The organism is Thioalkalivibrio sp. ALD1, from assembly GCF_000381245.1.
Lineage (GTDB): Bacteria > Pseudomonadota > Gammaproteobacteria > Ectothiorhodospirales > Ectothiorhodospiraceae > Thioalkalivibrio.
On sequence record NZ_KB906241.1, the window covers coordinates 691178 to 706382 of the forward strand.

Below are 15205 nucleotides of genomic sequence, written 5' to 3' on the forward strand. Positions count from 1 at the left end.
CGCCCAATGGCCGTTCAGGAACTCACGCAGGATACTTTCGAATCCACGATCACCGGCAACAACATCGTGATCCTGGATTTCTGGGCCCCCTGGTGCGGGCCTTGCCAGCAGTTCGCCCCGACCTTCGAGGCGGCCTCCGATCAGCATCCCGATGTGGTCTTCGCCAAGGTGAACACCGACGAGGAGCAGGGGATCGCCGGGGCGTTCCAGATCCGTTCCATCCCGACGCTGATGATCTTCCGCGAACAGATCATCGTCTTCTCCCAGCCGGGTGTGCTGTCCGCCGGGCAGCTGGACGAGGTGCTGGGCAAGGTACGCGAGCTGGATATGGACCAGGTGCGCGCCGACGTCGAACGCCAGCAGCAGGAGCAGCAGGCCGGCCAGGCCTGATTACCCTCTGACGCGAAACCTGTCGCCCTAAACGAGCGCCCCCATGCTGACGGTCATGACCCAGATGGGGGCGCTGATCGTTGCGGGTGTCGTCTGGCGCCTGCTGCGCCCTGGCGGGCTGGACGCCGACACCGCCCGCCGGGTACTTACCACCCTGGTTTACTATCTGCTGCTGCCCGCGCTGGTACTGCAGGTGCTGTGGACCGCGCCCCTGGGGCTCGACTCGCTGCGCATTGCGCTGGTGGCCGGTACGACCGTGCTGGCGATGGTGGGCGTGACCCTGCTTGCCTGCCGGGCTTGTCTGGCCGAGCGCGGGGCGGTCGGGGCGATGCTGCTGGCCGCGGCCTGGCCGAATGCCACCTACCTGGGACTCCCTGTCCTCGACAGCCTGTTCGGCGATGCCGGCCGCGCGGTGGCGATCCAGTACGACCTGTTCGCCTGCCTACCGCTGTTGCTCACACTGGGGATCCTGCTGGCCAGGCACTATGGGGATCCGGAAGCGGTTCGGCTGTATGGCGGGGGCGGGGCCATTCGCGGGCTGGCGGCCGTCCCGTCGATCTGGGCGGCGGTTTTGGGTGTCGCCCTGAATCTGGCCGGTCTGCCACTGGTCACCTGGCTGGATACCTGGCTCGGGTTTCTGGCCGATTCGGTAGCGCCCCTGATGCTGTTTTCGCTGGGGCTGGCGCTGGTGTTCGACCGCTTCCGCGGCCGCGATCTGCGGCCCCTGGTCATGGTCTCCGTCATCCAGTTGCTGATTGCACCGTTGTTCGCGCTGGGTCTGGTCTGGTGGGTCGGGCTGGAGGGTGTGCCCGGGGTTGGTTCGGTGCTCGAGGCGGCGATGCCGGCGATGGTCCTGGGGCTCGTGTTCTGCGATCGCTTCCGACTCGATACCGGCCTGTATGCGGCCGCGGTCACGCTGACGACGGCGTTGTCCCTGCTGACCCTCCCGCTGTGGTTCGCCATCGCCGGACATCTGGTCCCTGGGGGGTGACCGTGTTGGCGGGCCGGCGCCGGCGATCGGTTACAGCGATCGGCTACAATTGGCGGGTGAAGAGACACCCCGCTCCACCCACCTTTGGTCCCGGCACCCGCTGATGGTCCTGCCCGTTCTTGCGGTCATCGGTGGTCTGGTACTGCTGACCTGGAGTGCCGACCGCTTCGTGTTTGGTGCCTCGGCGTTCGCGCGCAGCGTGGGTGTGAGTGCCCTGCTGGTCGGGTTGACCATTGTCGCCTTCGGGACCTCGGCGCCGGAGATCGTCGTCTCCGTCCTGGCGACGCTTCAGGGGAACCCGGGACTCGCGGTGGGTAACGCGATCGGCTCGAATATCGCGAACATCGGACTGGTGCTGGCGATGGCGGCGCTGGTGGCACCGCTGGTGATCGGGCACGGCCTGGTGCGCCGCGAATTGCCGATCCTGATGGTGGTGAGTCTGGCGGTCCTGTTTCTGCTGCTGGATGGCGAGCTGGGCCGCCTGGAGGGCGGGCTTCTGATTTCAGGGTTGCTGCTGGTGACCGCCTGGGTGATTCACATCGCGCGGCGTGCGCAGGCGCTGGACCCGGCCGATGCGCCTGAAGAGGTGCGCGGCATGGTCGAGGCCATCCCGGCGGCCACTTCTACCGGTCGCGCCCTGGCCTGGCTGGGCCTTGGCCTGGCGCTGCTGATTGCCAGCAGCCAGTTGGTCGTCTGGGGTGCGGTGGGGATTGCGGAGCAGCTGGGCATCAGTGATCTGGTGATCGGCCTGACCATCGTGGCGATCGGGACCAGCCTGCCGGAACTGGCGACCTCCCTGGTGGCGGCCTTTCGCCGCGAGGCGGGATTGGCGATCGGCAACGTGATCGGTTCCAATCTGTTCAACCTGCTGGCCGTGCTGGCGGTCCCCGCGCTGATCGCGCCGCTGGCGATCGAGCCCGAGGTGCTGGTACGCGACTACCCGGTGATGCTCGGCATGACCGTCGCGCTGTTCGTTTTTGCCCTGGCGCGTGGCAGCCAGCTGCGGCGCTGGCAGGGGGGGCTTCTGCTCGCGGTGTTCGCGGGCTACCTTGTCCATCTCGGAATGACGGCAACCGCATGAATTTCAATCCCGATACCACCCGCAAGCTGGCCCTAGCGGTCCTCAACAACGAGGCCGAGGCCGTGCGTCGGCTGGCCGACCGCGTGGACGATGCATTCCTGGAGGCCTGTCGGCACATCCTTGAGTGCCGCGGCCGGGTCGTGGTGACCGGTATGGGCAAGTCCGGCCATATCGGTTCCAAGCTGGCGGCCACGCTGGCTTCCACCGGAACGCCAGCATTTTTCGTCCACCCCGGCGAGGCCAGCCACGGCGATCTCGGCATGATCACCCGCGATGACGTAGTGATCGCCCTGTCCAATTCCGGCGAGACCGACGAGCTGCTGACCATCCTGCCGCTGATCCGGCGGCTGGATGTACCGCTGATCGCGCTGACCGGCAATTCGGGGTCGCGTCTGGGGCAGGATGCCACCGTGCACTTGGATGTCTCGGTCGAGCGCGAGGCCTGTCCGCTGGGCCTGGCCCCGACCTCCAGTACCACGGCCGCGCTGGCGATGAGCGATGCCCTGGCGATTGCGGTGCTGGATGCACGCGGCTTTACCGCGGACGATTTTGCCCGTTCGCATCCCGGTGGCCGGTTGGGACGGCGGTTGTTGGTCCATGTCGCGGACATCATGCACACGGGTGACGCGATTCCGCGCGTGGGTCCTGAGGCCCCTCTGAAGGATGCGCTGTTCGAGATTACGCGCAAGGGATTGGGGCTGGTGATCGTGGCCGATCCCAATGCGCATCTGCTTGGTGTATTTACCGATGGCGACCTCCGGCGCACGCTGGATCGTGGTGAAAGCCTGGAGGCGCTGACCATCGGCCAAGTGATGACGCGGGGTGGGCATGCCGCCCGTCCGCAGTGGCTGGCGGTGGAGGCGCTGGAGACCATGGAGAGCAAGCGCATCAACGCCCTGCCGGTGGTGGATGACGATCAGCGACTGGTTGGTGTCTTGAACATGCACGACCTGTTGCGCGCGGGAGTGGCCTGATGGACCGGCGCGACGAATACCTGCACAGCCGCCAGGAGGCGGTGCGTCTGCTGATCCTGGATGTCGATGGCGTGCTGACCGATGGCAGCCTGTTCATGGGGGATGCCGGCGAGCAGTACAAGGCCTTTCACTCGCGCGACGGGCACGGTATCCGCCTGGCGCTGGATGGCGGGCTGGAAATCGCGATTCTGACCGGGCGCACCTCCGGAGTGGTCGAGCACCGTATGCGGGATCTGGGTGTGCAGCATCTGTTGCAGGGGCGGCGCGACAAGGGGGCCGCACTACACGAGCTGCTGGAACAGACCGGGCATGCGCCCGAGGAGGCCGCCTTTGTGGGCGACGACATCGTCGATCTGCCGGCGATGCGTCGTGTGGGCCTCGGCATCGCGGTGGCGGATTCCCATCCGCTGGTATTGCAGCATGCCGACTGGGTCACACAGGCCCCCGGAGGGCGTGGCGCGGTGCGCGAGGTCTGCGAGGGCCTGCTGGCGGCCCAGGGGCGCCTGGAGGCCCTGTTCGCGGAGTACGTCGACGGATGAGGTGGGGGGTCGGACTGACGGCGCTGCTCCTGGTGCCAATGGCGGCGCTGGTGGCCGGCGCTGTGGCCAGCGAGCATGAGCCGGAGGGCGAGGTGACGCTGGAGATCGAGGGCTTCACGCTGCATGCGACCGGCGACGATGGCGAGCTGAGCCACCGCCTGCGCGGAACGCGGCTGCGCGAATTTGGCCGCGACGGCCCCCAGCTGATCGACGACCCCGACCTGGATATCTTCGATGCCGGCGGTATCGAGTGGCACTGGACCGCGCCCGAGGCGCTGCACCGTCCGATGGATGAGACCCTCGACCTGATCGGCCCCACGCGAGGTGTGCAGCCCGAGCGTGGCGAGCGCGTACGCACGGTGATCGAGTCCTCCGACGTGACGGTGGCCACCGACACCATGATCGCCACCTCCGAGGCCCTGTCGACGCTGGATCAGCCTGGCCTCTTTCAGCGGGGTGTGGGTCTGCGCGTGGACTCGCGAGGGGATACCATAGAACTGTTCCATGATGTGTACACGTTATACAGCGAGTCGGGCGAGGAGGAAGCCGCTAATGACTGAACGTGGTGGGTCGTCGCTCGCCCGGGCCGGGTGGTCTGTGCTGGTGGGGGGCGTCTTGCTGCTGCTGGCCTCGCCGCTTGTGGCCCAGCAGCAGGCGCTGCCGGTGGAGATTACCGCGGATCATGCGGAGATGGACGACCGCCGGGGCGTGAGTACCTATACCGGTGATGTGATTGTGGTCCGCGGGGATATGACGCTGGAGGCGGACAAGGTCTATGTGCGCAGCCGCGATCGGCGTCCCTACGAGATGGAGGCCCACGGCGAGCCCGCGCGGCTGGAGTCGCCGGATCCGGAGACGGGGGAGATGCGCATCGCCACCGCACTGCGCATCGACTACCTGCTGAACGAAGACCGGGTGATCCTGACGGACCAGGCACACGTGGTCACGGCGGCCGAGGAGGCGCGTGGCAAGCGTATTGTCTACGACCTGGAAACCGACATCATCGAAGCCGAGCGTGGCGAGACCGATGACGAGCGTGTACGCATCAGGATCCAGCCCCGCGAAGACGGCGAATGACCGAGGTGGACCCCAGCATACCAGCAGGGACGGATGGCGAAGCCCCTCCGGTGGCCGGCTATCTGGCCGGACGCGAGCTGACCAAGCGCTATGGCAAGCGTACGGTACTGGATCGCGTCGATGTCGACCTGGCGCCCGGCGAGGTGGTGGGGCTGCTGGGCCCGAACGGGGCGGGCAAGACCACCTGTTTCTACAGCCTGGTCGGCCTGATACGGCCCAATCGCGGCCGTATCACGCTGGGCGACCGGGATATAACCCATGCCCCAATTCATGCGCGGGCCCGCGCCGGGCTGGGCTACCTGCCGCAGGAGGCCTCGATATTCCGGCGACTGAGTGTTTGGGACAATCTCCAGGCCGTGCTGGAGCTCCGGCCGGAGCTCGATCGCCACGAACGTCGTCGGATCGGCGATGCCCTGATCGAGGAATTTCAGTTGGAGACGGTGCGGCACAGTCCGGGGATTGCCTTGTCCGGAGGCGAGCGCCGTCGCGCGGAGATTGCGCGAGCGCTGGCTGGTGATCCACGCTTTATCTGCCTGGACGAGCCGTTCGCCGGCGTGGATCCGATTTCCGTGGGTGATATCCAGGCCGTGATTGGACACCTGGCCCAGCGCGGGATCGGGGTACTGATTTCCGACCACAATGTGCGCGAGACACTCGGAATCTGCGACAGGGCCTATATTCTTAGCGAGGGCCGCATCCTGAGCGCGGGGACTCCGCAGGAACTGCTGGACGACCCGCAGGTACGCCGGGTGTACCTCGGTGAAAACTTTCGGCTGTGAGCTCTCGGTGCAGATGGATCAATGTCTTCTTGAGAGGGTCTTAATGGTCACGATGGACCTGAAACCGCGATGCTGAAACCCGGGCTCAATCTGCAGCTGGGGCAGACGCTGACGATGACCCCGCAGCTGCAACAGGCCATTCGCCTGTTGCAGCTTTCCACGCTGGAGTTGCAGGCGGAGATCCAGCAGGCGCTGGAAAGCAATCCCATGCTCGAGCAGGTGGAGGACGAGGGCGAGGAGGCTCTGGGCGAGCGCCCGGAGGAAGGGGGCGAGCGGGTCGACGGGGATCGCATGCAGGCCGATACGGCCGGCGATGACGTGATCCCCGAGGAGCTGAGCACCGACAGCCGCTGGGACGACATCTACGAGCCCGCTCCGAGCCCGCGCGGCCTGGATGATCGCGATCCGCTGGAGAATACCTCCGACGGCGACGACGAGGGCCTGCAGGACCATCTGCTCTGGCAGCTGCATCTGAGCCACCTGACCCCGCGCGACCAGCGGATCGGCGCGGCGCTGATCGACGCGATCAGCCCGGATGGCTACCTGGACGGTGATCTCGAGGCGCTGGCGGAGATGATCAGCCAGGGCGAGGACGAGCCCGTGGGGGTCGACGAGGTCGAGGCGGTGCTGCACTGGATTCAGCAGTGCGACCCGCTGGGCGTCGGTGCGCGGGACCTGCGCGAGTGTCTGGAGATCCAGCTGCGCCATCTGGCGCCGGATGCCCCGGCGCGCGACGCGGCTCGAGCCATCCTGGAAAACGGCATGGAGAGCCTGGCCAAGCGGGACTACCGGGCCCTGCAGCGGCAGTCAGGCGTGCGCGATCCAGACGAACTGGCGCGGGCGCTGGACCTGATCCGTACTCTGAACCCGCGTCCGGGTGCCCAGATCAGCGAGTCCACTTCGGAATACGTCGTGCCGGATGTCTATGTCCGCCATGACCGCGATGGCTGGCGTGTGGACCTGAACCCGGAGATTGCTCCGCGCATTCGCATCAATGATCTCTATGCAGGCATGGTGCGGCAGGTCTCCGATGCGCGTGACAGCGCGTTCATGCGCGATCAGCTGCAGGAGGCGCGCTGGTTCCTGAAGAGCCTGCACAGCCGCAACGATACCCTGTTGCGGGTCGCCCAGGCCATCGTCCTGCGCCAGCAGGGGTTTCTCGAGCATGGCGAAGTCGCCATGCAGCCACTGATCCTGCGTGACATCGCCGAGGCCCTGGAGATGCACGAGTCGACCATCTCGCGAGTGACCACACAGAAATACATGCACACCCCGCGTGGGGTATTCGAGTTCAAGTATTTCTTTTCCAGTCATGTCGGGACGGCCGACGGTGGCGAATGCTCGGCGACCGCGATCCGTGCCATGATTCGAGAACTGATTGGTGGCGAGACCGCGAACAAGCCACTGAGCGATGCCAAACTGGCCCAGATCCTGTCGGATCGGGGCATCAATGTGGCCCGACGTACCGTGGCCAAGTACCGCGAGGCCATGCACATACCGTCTTCCAGTGAACGCCGGCAGATGGCGAGCATGCCAAGCGGAACCAAGCAAAAAGGAGCCTGACCATGCAGATCAACCTGACCGGCCATCACGTCGATATCACCGACGCCCTGCGCGACTACGTAAACGAAAAGTTCGCGAAGCTGGAGCGCCACTTCGACAAGGTGATCGACGTGCATGTGGTGCTGACCCACGAGAAAAATCAGAACCTGAACAACAAGGCAGAGGCCAATCTCCAGGTCAGCGGTAATCACATCCACGCAGAAGCCAGTCACGAGGACATGTATGCGGCGATCGATGGCCTGATCGACAAGGTGGATCGCCAGCTCATCAAGCACAAGGAAAAGGTCAAGGACCATCACCGCGCCGAGGGTGCCCAGCGCAACCGCGAACAGGCCCTGTAACGCAATGACCATTGCCGAGCTGATCACCCGCGACCGTATTCGACTGGAACCCGAGTGTTCCAGCCAGAAGCGGTCGCTCGAGACCCTGGCCGAATTGCTGGCCGTCGGCGGCGAGGAGTCCGCCGGTCCGGCCAGCGGGGCCATCTTCGAGGCCCTCTCTGCCCGCGAGAAGCTTGGCTCCACCGGTCTCGGTCATGGTGTGGCCATCCCGCACGGGCGCCTGGCCGAGATCGACGCCCCCCGGGTCGCGGTCCTGCGGCTGGACCAGGGCGTCGACTTCGACGCCATGGATCACGAGCCGGTGGATATCCTGATCGCGCTGCTGGTCCCCGAGGCGGCTACCAGTGAACACCTGGATCTCCTGGCGCAGCTGGCTCGTGGCCTTTCTCAGCCCGACAATATCGCCTCGCTGCGTCGTGCCGGTGACGCGGACGCCCTGGAGCGTGCACTGACCAGGGCCTTCGGCGACGCCTGATCATGGGGCCCCAGCAGTGTTCACCATGTTCCGACACTCAACGCTGACTCTTCCGGAGATGCGTGGATGAACGAGGCACTGGGGGAGGGTGGCATCGCACGCGACATCACCGTCGAGGCCCTGATCCAGGCGATGGGCAACCGCCTGGACCTGCGCTACGTCCATGGCGAGCAGGTCGCACCCGACCGCAATCTGGTAGGCGGGGACGGAGACGACCTGCCCCTGGCCGGGCACCTCAACCTGATCCGGCCAAATCGCATTCAGGTGATCGGCGATTTCGAGGCGCGCTATATCGCGCGGCTGAGCGATGAGCAGCGCGAGCAGCTGATCCTGGAGATGGCCCGCACCGGCACGACCGCGGTGATCTTTGCCGAGGACACCTGCCCGTTCTCGGAGATGCCGGACGTCCCCGAGGAGCAGCTGCCACTGATCCTGTGCTCCTCCACCAGCAGCCACGAGATCATCTCGCTGCTGCGCTACTTCCTGCAGCAGCGGCTGGCCCATTTCGAGGTGCGCCATGGCGTGTTCATGGAGATCCTCGGAATCGGCGTGCTGATCAGCGGGGCCTCCAGCGTGGGCAAGAGCGAGGTGGCGCTGGAGCTCATCTCGCGCGGGCACCGGTTGATTGCCGACGATGCGCCGGAGTTCGCCCGCATCGCCCCGGATATCGTGCGCGGACATTGCCCGGCCCTGCTGCAGGACCTGCTCGAGGTCCGCGGGCTGGGGGTGCTGAACGTCCGCGCCATGTACGGGGATTCGGCAATCAAGGGTGGCAAGTATCTGCGGCTGATCATTGACCTGCGCGACCACAGCGAGCCTTCGCCGGTGCCGGACGATCGCCTGAACGGGCGCCGTGGGGAGATCGATATCCTCGGGCTGCGCATCCCGCTGATCAGCCTGCCGGTCGCTCCGGGGCGCAACATCGCGGTCATGATCGAGGCGGCGGTGCGCAGCCACATGCTGCACATGCAGGGCTATGTCGCCGGTGACGACCTGCGCGCACGTCAGCGCCGGCAGATGAGCGGCGAGCCCGAGGAGCCGCCTTACCACCGTGCGATCCCGGCGACCACCGTTCCCAACCCGGATCCGGAGGGCTGAGTGCGACTTCTGCTGGTTAGTGGCCTTTCGGGCTCCGGCAAGACGGTCGCCCTGCACACGCTGGAGGACGCCGGATATTTTTGCGTCGACAACCTGCCGTTGCCGCTGCTTCCCGGGCTCATCGATCAGGTCCGCAGCGGCGACTACGATGCCGACGAAGACCGTCATCTGGCGGTCGGGGTGGATGTCCGTAGCGGGCTGACTGCGCTGGAGGGTTTTGCCGACCTGCTGCGCGAGCTTCGAGGCAAGGGGCTGCAGGTCGAGGTGATGTTCCTGCAGGCCTCCAGCGAGGTCCTGCTGCGGCGTTACCACTTGACGCGGCGCCGGCATCCGCTGGCGCGCGACGGCGTCCCGCTGGTCGACGCTATCGAGCGTGAACGCGACTGGCTCGGGCATGTCGCGGCCGAGGCCGATCTGACCGTGGACACCTCCCGGTTGTCGATGCATGATCTCGCACGCACCCTGCGCGACCGCGTTGGGTTGCTGGGCGAAGAGCGTCTGTCCCTGCTCTTTCAGTCATTCGGGTTCAAGCACGGGGCGCCGCTGGACTCCGACTTCGTGTTCGACGTCCGCTGCCTGCCCAACCCGCACTACGAACGCGACCTGGCCCCACTGACCGGGCGCGACGCCGCCGTTTGCGAGTTTCTTGCGCGTCATGGCGAGGTCGAGGAGATGTATGACGGGATACAGGGCTTTCTGGAACAGTGGGTGCCGCGTATCCGGCAGGATCACCGCAGCTATGTGACCGTATCGATCGGGTGCACCGGCGGGCGCCACCGTTCGGTCTATCTCGTGGAGCGGCTGGCGGCTGCGTGGCGGGGGCGCGAACATGTTACTGTTAGCACCCGTCACCGCGAGCTATCCCTGCCCCTCGAATCGGAGTGAGTCCATGGGCGTTGGTCTGATCCTGATCACGCATCAAAACCTCGGCGACACCCTGCTGCAGACGGCCCGCAGCATGCTGGGCGACCTGCCAGAGGATTGCGAGTCCATGGCGATGTCGCAGAATGACGACCCCGACGAGGTGCTGGCCCGCGCGAGGGCGCGTCTGGGCGAGCTGGATTCCGGTTCCGGCGTGCTGATCCTGACCGACATGTTCGGTTCTACCCCCTCCAATGTGGCCAGCCGCGTGGCGCGGGGGGCGAATGCCCGCGTCATTGCCGGGATCAACCTGCCGATGCTGATCCGTGTGCTGAACTACCGCCATCTGCCGCTGACGGAGCTGGTCAACAAGGCCCTGTCGGGCGGGCACGATGGCATCCTTCTTTGTGACCAGGAGTGTTCGGATGCCGCAGCGCGCAGTCCCCATCGTTAATCGCCTGGGGATGCATGCGCGTGCGGCGGCCAAGTTTGTGAGCCTGGCCAGCCAGTACGCGTCCGATGTGACCGTATCCCGGAATTCCCAGGAAGTGAACGGCAAGAGCATCATGGGGGTGATGATGCTGGCGGCGGCGCAGGGCTCCGAGGTCACCATCACCACTGACGGCGATGACGCCGAAGAGGCCCTCGACGCCCTCACCGAACTCGTCGCCAACCGCTTCGGCGAGGACGCCTAACCCTCCCCTTCTGCCTCCATGCCTTCTCGAGGCTGGGCCTGGTTCGCCATCCGGTGTTCACGTGCCTTCGGTCCACATACTGCCAAGCGCTGTCTCGCCAGCGCAGGTAGGCGGCCGGACGAAAGCACCGTAAACACCGGATGGCGAACCAGGCCCAGCCTCAGAAATCAGGGTTCAGCCGGCGAGGGCGTTGCGCAGGGCCGCAAGAAACGCGTCGTTCTCGTCGGGGCGGCCGACGGTGACGCGCAGGCAGTCAGCCAGTAGCGGGTGCGCGCGGCCAACATCCTTGACGAGGATGCCGGCGTCGCGCAGGGCCGCGAAGCTCGCATGCCCCTGCCCCTCGCGCACCCGAAAGAGGATGAAGTTCGCCTGACTCGGGAACACGTGGTCGACGCCGTCGATCGCCGCAAGCGCGTCGGACAGCCGGCCGCGCTCTTCGATGATGCCGTGCGCCTGCTCATCCAGGGCCTCACGGTGATCCAGGGCGAAGGCGACCGAGCGCTGGGTCAGGGTATTGATGTTGTAGGGCAGGCGCAGCCGGTCGAGGGCATCGATCCAGCCCGCGGAGGCGGCCAGATAGCCCAGGCGAGCACCGGCCAGCCCCAGCTTCGAGACCGTACGCATCACCATCAGCCCGTCGTATTGGCCGACCTCCGGCAGGAAGCTGTGGGAGGCGAACGGGGCATAGGCCTCGTCGACCACCGTGACGCCGGGGTTGGCCTCGATGATCGCCTGCACGGCGACCGGGTCGTCCAGTGTTCCGGTCGGATTGTTCGGGTAGGCCAGGAAGACGACCGCCGGCACGTGCTCGGCCAGGGCGGCATGCATCGCGTCGAGGTCCAGGGTGAAATCGTTGTTCAGCGGGACGCCGATGAAGGGCACGCCCATTGCGCGGGCCAGGACACCGTACATTACGAAGGTCGGCTCTGGCGCCAGGATCGGGCGGCCGGAGGCGGCGACCGCCATGATCAGGATCTGAATCAGTTCGTCGGAGCCGTTGCCGAATATCAACCCGGCCGCCTCGGGCACGCCATGGGCGGCGCGCACCTGCTCGGCCAGGTCGCGGGCCTGAGCATCCGGGTAGCGATTCAGTTGCGGGTCACGCAGGGCCTCCAGCCAGGCGTCTTCCAGCGCGCCGGGCCAGGGGTGCGGGTTTTCCATTGCGTCCAGCTTGATCAGGCCGGTCGCATCGGCCACCTGATAGGCCGGCTGCGCCAGGACCTCCGGACGCATCAGGGCATCCGGGCTGCGGCTTTCGTGCGGCAGGCTCATTGCCCGCCGCGCAGTTCGGCGGAGCGGGCGTGGGCGGTCAGCCCCTCGCCGTGCGCGAGGGCAGCGGCGGTCTTGCCGAGCTTCGCCGCCCCCTCGGCCGAGCAGTGGATGATGCTCGAGCGTTTCTGGAAGTCGTAGACCCCCAGCGGCGAGGAGAAGCGCGCGGTGCGCGAGGTCGGCAGCACGTGGTTGGGCCCGGCGCAGTAGTCGCCCAGGGCCTCGGAGGTGTAGCGGCCCATAAAGATCGCGCCGGCGTGGCGCAGCCCGGCGTCCAGCATCGCCTGCGGGTCGGCCACCGACAGCTCGAGGTGTTCCGGGGCGATGCGATTGGCGACGACAACGGCCTCGGCGGAGTCGCGTACCTTCACCAGCGCGCCGCGCTTGTCGAGGCTGGTGCGGATGATCTCGGCGCGCGGCATTTCGATCAGCAGGCGGTCCATGGCTTCGGCCACGCGGTCGAGGAAGGCCTCGTCCCAGGACAGCAGGATGGACTGGGCCTGTTCGTCGTGCTCGGCCTGCGAGAACAAATCGGCCGCGATCCAGTCCGGGTCGGTCTCGCCGTCGCAGACCACCAGGATCTCCGAGGGGCCGGCGATCATGTCGATGCCGACCGTGCCAAATACCTCGCGCTTGGCCGCGGCCACAAAGATATTGCCCGGGCCGACGATCTTGTCCACCGCCGGGATGGTCTGGGTGCCGTAGGCCAGCGCGGCCACCGCCTGGGCGCCCCCGATGGTGTAGACGCGATCGACACCCGCCACCGCGGCGGCGGCCAGCACCAGATCGTTCAGTTCGCCGCCCGGGGCGGGCACAACCATGACCAGCAGTTCCACGCCCGCGACCTTCGCCGGCACCGCATTCATCAGCACCGAGGACGGGTAGGCGGCCTTACCGCCGGGGACGTACAGGCCGACGGAATCCAGCGCGGTCACGCGCTGGCCGAGCAGCGTGCCGTCGGCATCGGTGAAGTCCCAGTCCTGCATCTTCTGGTGTTCGGCGTACTGGCGGATGCGTGCGGCGGCGGTCTCCAGCGCCTTGCGCTGTTCCGCTGGAATGGACTCCAGCGCGGCCTGCAGGCGCTCCCGCGGGATCTCCAGGTCGGCAACCGCGCTGCGATCGAGGCGATCGAACTTGGCGGTGTAGCGGAGCACGGCGGCGTCGCCCTCCGTGCGCACTGCGGCGAGGATCTCGTCCACCGCATCGCGTACGCCGGTGTCGGCAACGGACTCCCAGGACAGCAGGTGCTCCAGGGCCTGATCGAAGTCGGGCTGCTGGGTATCGAGTCGGGCAATGGAGGGCATGGTTGGCTTCCTCTCGTGTTTCCCTAGGCCGGTACGGCGACTTTCCGGCGCGCGCGCACGGCGTCCGCCAGCAGGCGCAGGCTGGTTTCGGTCTCGTCCCACCCCATGCAGGCATCCGTGATGCTCTGCCCGTAGGTCAGCGGCTTGCCGGGCTGGATGTCCTGTCGGCCTCCGACCAGGTGGCTTTCCAGCATCGCGCCCATGATCCGGCGATCGCCGCCGCTGACCTGCTCGGCCAGCGAGCGGGCCACGTCCACCTGGCGCTTTGGATCCTTGCGGCTGTTGGCATGACTGCAGTCGACCATCACCAGCTCCGGGAGCTCGGCCATGCGCAGCTCCTTGCAGGCCTGTTCGATGCTCTCGGCATCGTAGTTCGGCTGCTTGCCGCCGCGCAGGATGATGTGGCAGTCGTCGTTGCCGGAGGTGGAGAAGATTGCCGAGCGCCCGGCCTTGGTCACCGACAGGAAGTGGTGCGGGCGCGACGCGGAACGGATCGCGTCGATCGCCACGCGCAAACTGCCATCGGTGGAGTTCTTGAAGCCCACCGGGCACGACAGGCCCGAGGCCAGTTCGCGGTGCACCTGGCTCTCGGTGGTGCGTGCGCCGATGGCCCCCCAGGCGACCAGGTCCGCGATGTACTGCGGGCTGATCAGGTCAAGGTATTCGGTGGCGGCCGGCATGCCCTTGATCGCCAGATCACGCAGCAGCCCGCGTGCGACGCGCAGGCCCTTGTTGATGTGGAAGCTGCCGTCGAGGTCGGGATCGTTGATCAACCCTTTCCAGCCGACCGTGGTGCGCGGTTTCTCGAAATACACGCGCATCACAATGTGCAGAGCATCGGACAGCTCCTCGCGCAGAGATTTCAGGTGATCCGCGTAATCCAGCGCTGCGTCGACATCGTGGATCGAGCAGGGGCCCACGATGATCTGCATGCGGTCGTCCTCGCTATGCAGGATGCGATGGCAGGCCTGGCGTGCCTCGAATACGGTCTCGGAGGCCGCGTCCGTGATGGGCAGTTCCTCGCGCAGGGTGTCCGGGGCGGACACCTCCTGGATATCGCGGATTCTCAGGTCGTCGGTATCGGCGGTCATGATGCTCTCGTTACGTCGTCGCGGGCGTGACGGCCTCGCGCAGGCCCTCGATGAGATTTTGAATGGTTCTATGTCGCATCTTCATGGCTGCCTGGTTCACGATCAACCGGGAACTGATGGGGGTAATCAGTTCCAGTGGTTCCAGGCCATTGGCCTTCAGGGTGTTGCCGGTGTCGACCAGGTCCACGATGTAGTCGGCCAGGTTGACCAGCGGCGCCAGTTCCATCGAGCCGTAGAGCTTGATGATCTCCACCTGGCGGCCCTGCTCGGCGAAGTAGTTCTGGGTGATGTTCACGAACTTCGTGGCGATGCGCAGGCGCTGCTGCGGGTCCGGCTGCTGCCCCGGGCGTCCGGCCAGCATCAGCCGGCATGCGGCGATGCGCAGGTCCAGCGGTTCGTAGAGTCCTGCCGCGCCGTGCTCCATCAGCACGTCCTTGCCGGCGACACCGATTGCTGCCGCGCCATGCTGCACGTAGGTGGGGACGTCGGTTGCCCGCACCACCACGATCTTCACGTCCTCGCGGTTGGTGTCGAGGATCAACTTGCGCGTCTTGTCCGGGTCTTCCAGGAGCTCGATCCCGGCGCTGGCGAGCAGCGGCAGGGTGTCCTTGAGGATGCGGCCCTTGGAAAGGGCGATGGTCAGGGCGTTGGGGTCCATCATGTCGGGTGTCGGTCCG

General features: G+C 66.4%; 19 protein-coding genes. 15 read left to right on the plus strand and 4 right to left on the minus strand.

Annotation, left to right across the window (positions count from 1 at the left end; translation table 11 throughout):
- Positions 1 to 6: 6 nt before the first annotated feature.
- The 15 genes from trxA to F623_RS0103310 all read left to right on the plus strand — a co-directional run bounded on the left by trxA (position 7) and on the right by F623_RS0103310 (position 10864).
- A complete protein-coding gene (trxA, locus tag F623_RS0103240) occupies positions 7 to 390 on the plus strand; it encodes a thioredoxin (RefSeq protein WP_018860731.1) in 384 nt (127 codons plus the stop codon).
- A 43-nt stretch (positions 391 to 433) separates the two neighbouring features.
- The gene (locus F623_RS0103245) at positions 434 to 1381 is read left to right on the plus strand and encodes an AEC family transporter (protein ID WP_018868068.1); all 948 of its coding nucleotides are present in this window, start codon (positions 434 to 436) and stop codon (positions 1379 to 1381) included.
- A gap of 103 nt (positions 1382 to 1484) precedes the next feature.
- Positions 1485 to 2462, plus strand: a complete 978-nt coding sequence (locus F623_RS0103250; protein ID WP_018860729.1) for a calcium/sodium antiporter — start codon at positions 1485 to 1487, stop codon at positions 2460 to 2462.
- A complete protein-coding gene (locus tag F623_RS0103255; protein ID WP_018868067.1) occupies positions 2459 to 3436 on the plus strand; it encodes a KpsF/GutQ family sugar-phosphate isomerase in 978 nt (325 codons plus the stop codon). The genes F623_RS0103250 and F623_RS0103255 overlap by 4 nt, the downstream gene beginning before the upstream one ends.
- Positions 3436 to 3975, plus strand: coding sequence for a 3-deoxy-manno-octulosonate-8-phosphatase KdsC (gene kdsC, locus F623_RS0103260; protein WP_018860727.1), 540 nt, complete (start codon positions 3436 to 3438; stop codon positions 3973 to 3975). The genes F623_RS0103255 and kdsC overlap by 1 nt, the downstream gene beginning before the upstream one ends.
- Positions 3976 to 4013: 38 nt before the next feature.
- Complete coding sequence (gene lptC, locus F623_RS0103265) at positions 4014 to 4535, plus strand: LPS export ABC transporter periplasmic protein LptC (protein WP_369771386.1); 522 nt, start codon at positions 4014 to 4016, stop codon at positions 4533 to 4535.
- Positions 4528 to 5052, plus strand: coding sequence for a lipopolysaccharide transport periplasmic protein LptA (gene lptA / locus F623_RS0103270; protein ID WP_018868066.1), 525 nt, complete (start codon positions 4528 to 4530; stop codon positions 5050 to 5052). Before lptC ends, lptA begins: the two co-directional genes overlap by 8 nt.
- Positions 5049 to 5831: an LPS export ABC transporter ATP-binding protein gene (lptB, locus tag F623_RS0103275; RefSeq protein WP_018860724.1), complete on the plus strand. Its 783-nt coding sequence runs from the start codon at positions 5049 to 5051 to the stop codon at positions 5829 to 5831. The genes lptA and lptB overlap by 4 nt, the downstream gene beginning before the upstream one ends.
- Positions 5832 to 5900: 69 nt before the next feature.
- Positions 5901 to 7394, plus strand: a complete 1494-nt coding sequence (locus F623_RS0103280; RefSeq protein WP_018860723.1) for an RNA polymerase factor sigma-54 — start codon at positions 5901 to 5903, stop codon at positions 7392 to 7394.
- Between the two features lie 2 nt (positions 7395 to 7396).
- On the plus strand, positions 7397 to 7735 hold the full coding sequence (gene hpf / locus F623_RS0103285; RefSeq protein WP_012981784.1) for a ribosome hibernation-promoting factor, HPF/YfiA family: 339 nt from the start codon (positions 7397 to 7399) through the stop codon (positions 7733 to 7735).
- Between the two features lie 4 nt (positions 7736 to 7739).
- A complete protein-coding gene (locus F623_RS0103290; RefSeq protein WP_018860722.1) occupies positions 7740 to 8210 on the plus strand; it encodes a PTS sugar transporter subunit IIA in 471 nt (156 codons plus the stop codon).
- 66 nt (positions 8211 to 8276) lie between these two features.
- Entirely contained in the window at positions 8277 to 9308 is a 1032-nt protein-coding gene (gene hprK, locus F623_RS0103295; RefSeq protein ID WP_018860721.1) for an HPr(Ser) kinase/phosphatase, read from the plus strand.
- Positions 9309 to 10193, plus strand: a complete 885-nt coding sequence (gene rapZ / locus F623_RS0103300; protein ID WP_018860720.1) for an RNase adapter RapZ — start codon at positions 9309 to 9311, stop codon at positions 10191 to 10193.
- Positions 10194 to 10197: 4 nt separating this feature from the next.
- A complete protein-coding gene (locus F623_RS0103305) occupies positions 10198 to 10623 on the plus strand; it encodes a PTS sugar transporter subunit IIA (RefSeq protein ID WP_012981788.1) in 426 nt (141 codons plus the stop codon).
- On the plus strand, positions 10595 to 10864 hold the full coding sequence (locus F623_RS0103310) for an HPr family phosphocarrier protein (protein WP_018860718.1): 270 nt from the start codon (positions 10595 to 10597) through the stop codon (positions 10862 to 10864). The genes F623_RS0103305 and F623_RS0103310 overlap by 29 nt, the downstream gene beginning before the upstream one ends.
- 174 nt (positions 10865 to 11038) lie before the next feature.
- Here F623_RS0103310 and hisC read toward each other — a convergent pair whose 3' ends face one another.
- The 4 genes from hisC to hisG are packed head-to-tail and all read right to left on the minus strand — an operon-like array spanning position 11039 to position 15189.
- Entirely contained in the window at positions 11039 to 12136 is a 1098-nt protein-coding gene (gene hisC / locus F623_RS0103315; protein WP_018860717.1) for a histidinol-phosphate transaminase, read from the minus strand.
- Positions 12133 to 13437 (minus strand): histidinol dehydrogenase, encoded by a 1305-nt coding sequence (gene hisD, locus F623_RS0103320; RefSeq protein ID WP_018860716.1) that lies wholly within the window; start codon positions 13435 to 13437, stop codon positions 12133 to 12135. The genes hisC and hisD overlap by 4 nt, the downstream gene beginning before the upstream one ends.
- Before the next feature lie 23 nt (positions 13438 to 13460).
- On the minus strand, positions 13461 to 14528 hold the full coding sequence (locus tag F623_RS0103325; RefSeq protein WP_018860715.1) for a 3-deoxy-7-phosphoheptulonate synthase: 1068 nt from the start codon (positions 14526 to 14528) through the stop codon (positions 13461 to 13463).
- 10 nt (positions 14529 to 14538) lie between these two features.
- Positions 14539 to 15189, minus strand: coding sequence for an ATP phosphoribosyltransferase (hisG, locus tag F623_RS0103330; protein WP_018868065.1), 651 nt, complete (start codon positions 15187 to 15189; stop codon positions 14539 to 14541).
- Between the last annotated feature and the right edge of the window lie 16 nt (positions 15190 to 15205).

What these genes read in the sequence shown, in the direction of transcription:
- hprK (WP_018860721.1), top strand. Translation starts at nt 8,277, where the DNA reads ATGAACGAGGCACTGGGGGAGGGTGGCATCGCACGCGACATCACCGTC.
- lptC (WP_369771386.1), top strand. Translation starts at nt 4,014, where the DNA reads ATGGCGGCGCTGGTGGCCGGCGCTGTGGCCAGCGAGCATGAGCCGGAG.
- F623_RS0103310 (WP_018860718.1), top strand. Translation starts at nt 10,595, where the DNA reads ATGCCGCAGCGCGCAGTCCCCATCGTTAATCGCCTGGGGATGCATGCG.
- F623_RS0103290 (WP_018860722.1), top strand. Translation starts at nt 7,740, where the DNA reads ATGACCATTGCCGAGCTGATCACCCGCGACCGTATTCGACTGGAACCC.
- kdsC (WP_018860727.1), top strand. Translation starts at nt 3,436, where the DNA reads ATGGACCGGCGCGACGAATACCTGCACAGCCGCCAGGAGGCGGTGCGT.
- F623_RS0103255 (WP_018868067.1), top strand. Translation starts at nt 2,459, where the DNA reads ATGAATTTCAATCCCGATACCACCCGCAAGCTGGCCCTAGCGGTCCTC.
- lptB (WP_018860724.1), top strand. Translation starts at nt 5,049, where the DNA reads ATGACCGAGGTGGACCCCAGCATACCAGCAGGGACGGATGGCGAAGCC.
- hisD (WP_018860716.1), bottom strand. Translation starts at nt 13,437, where the DNA reads ATGCCCTCCATTGCCCGACTCGATACCCAGCAGCCCGACTTCGATCAG.
- F623_RS0103305 (WP_012981788.1), top strand. Translation starts at nt 10,198, where the DNA reads ATGGGCGTTGGTCTGATCCTGATCACGCATCAAAACCTCGGCGACACC.
- F623_RS0103245 (WP_018868068.1), top strand. Translation starts at nt 434, where the DNA reads ATGCTGACGGTCATGACCCAGATGGGGGCGCTGATCGTTGCGGGTGTC.
- hpf (WP_012981784.1), top strand. Translation starts at nt 7,397, where the DNA reads ATGCAGATCAACCTGACCGGCCATCACGTCGATATCACCGACGCCCTG.
- F623_RS0103250 (WP_018860729.1), top strand. Translation starts at nt 1,485, where the DNA reads ATGGTCCTGCCCGTTCTTGCGGTCATCGGTGGTCTGGTACTGCTGACC.
- trxA (WP_018860731.1), top strand. Translation starts at nt 7, where the DNA reads ATGGCCGTTCAGGAACTCACGCAGGATACTTTCGAATCCACGATCACC.
- hisG (WP_018868065.1), bottom strand. Translation starts at nt 15,189, where the DNA reads ATGATGGACCCCAACGCCCTGACCATCGCCCTTTCCAAGGGCCGCATC.
- hisC (WP_018860717.1), bottom strand. Translation starts at nt 12,136, where the DNA reads ATGAGCCTGCCGCACGAAAGCCGCAGCCCGGATGCCCTGATGCGTCCG.
- lptA (WP_018868066.1), top strand. Translation starts at nt 4,528, where the DNA reads ATGACTGAACGTGGTGGGTCGTCGCTCGCCCGGGCCGGGTGGTCTGTG.
- F623_RS0103325 (WP_018860715.1), bottom strand. Translation starts at nt 14,528, where the DNA reads ATGACCGCCGATACCGACGACCTGAGAATCCGCGATATCCAGGAGGTG.
- F623_RS0103280 (WP_018860723.1), top strand. Translation starts at nt 5,901, where the DNA reads ATGCTGAAACCCGGGCTCAATCTGCAGCTGGGGCAGACGCTGACGATG.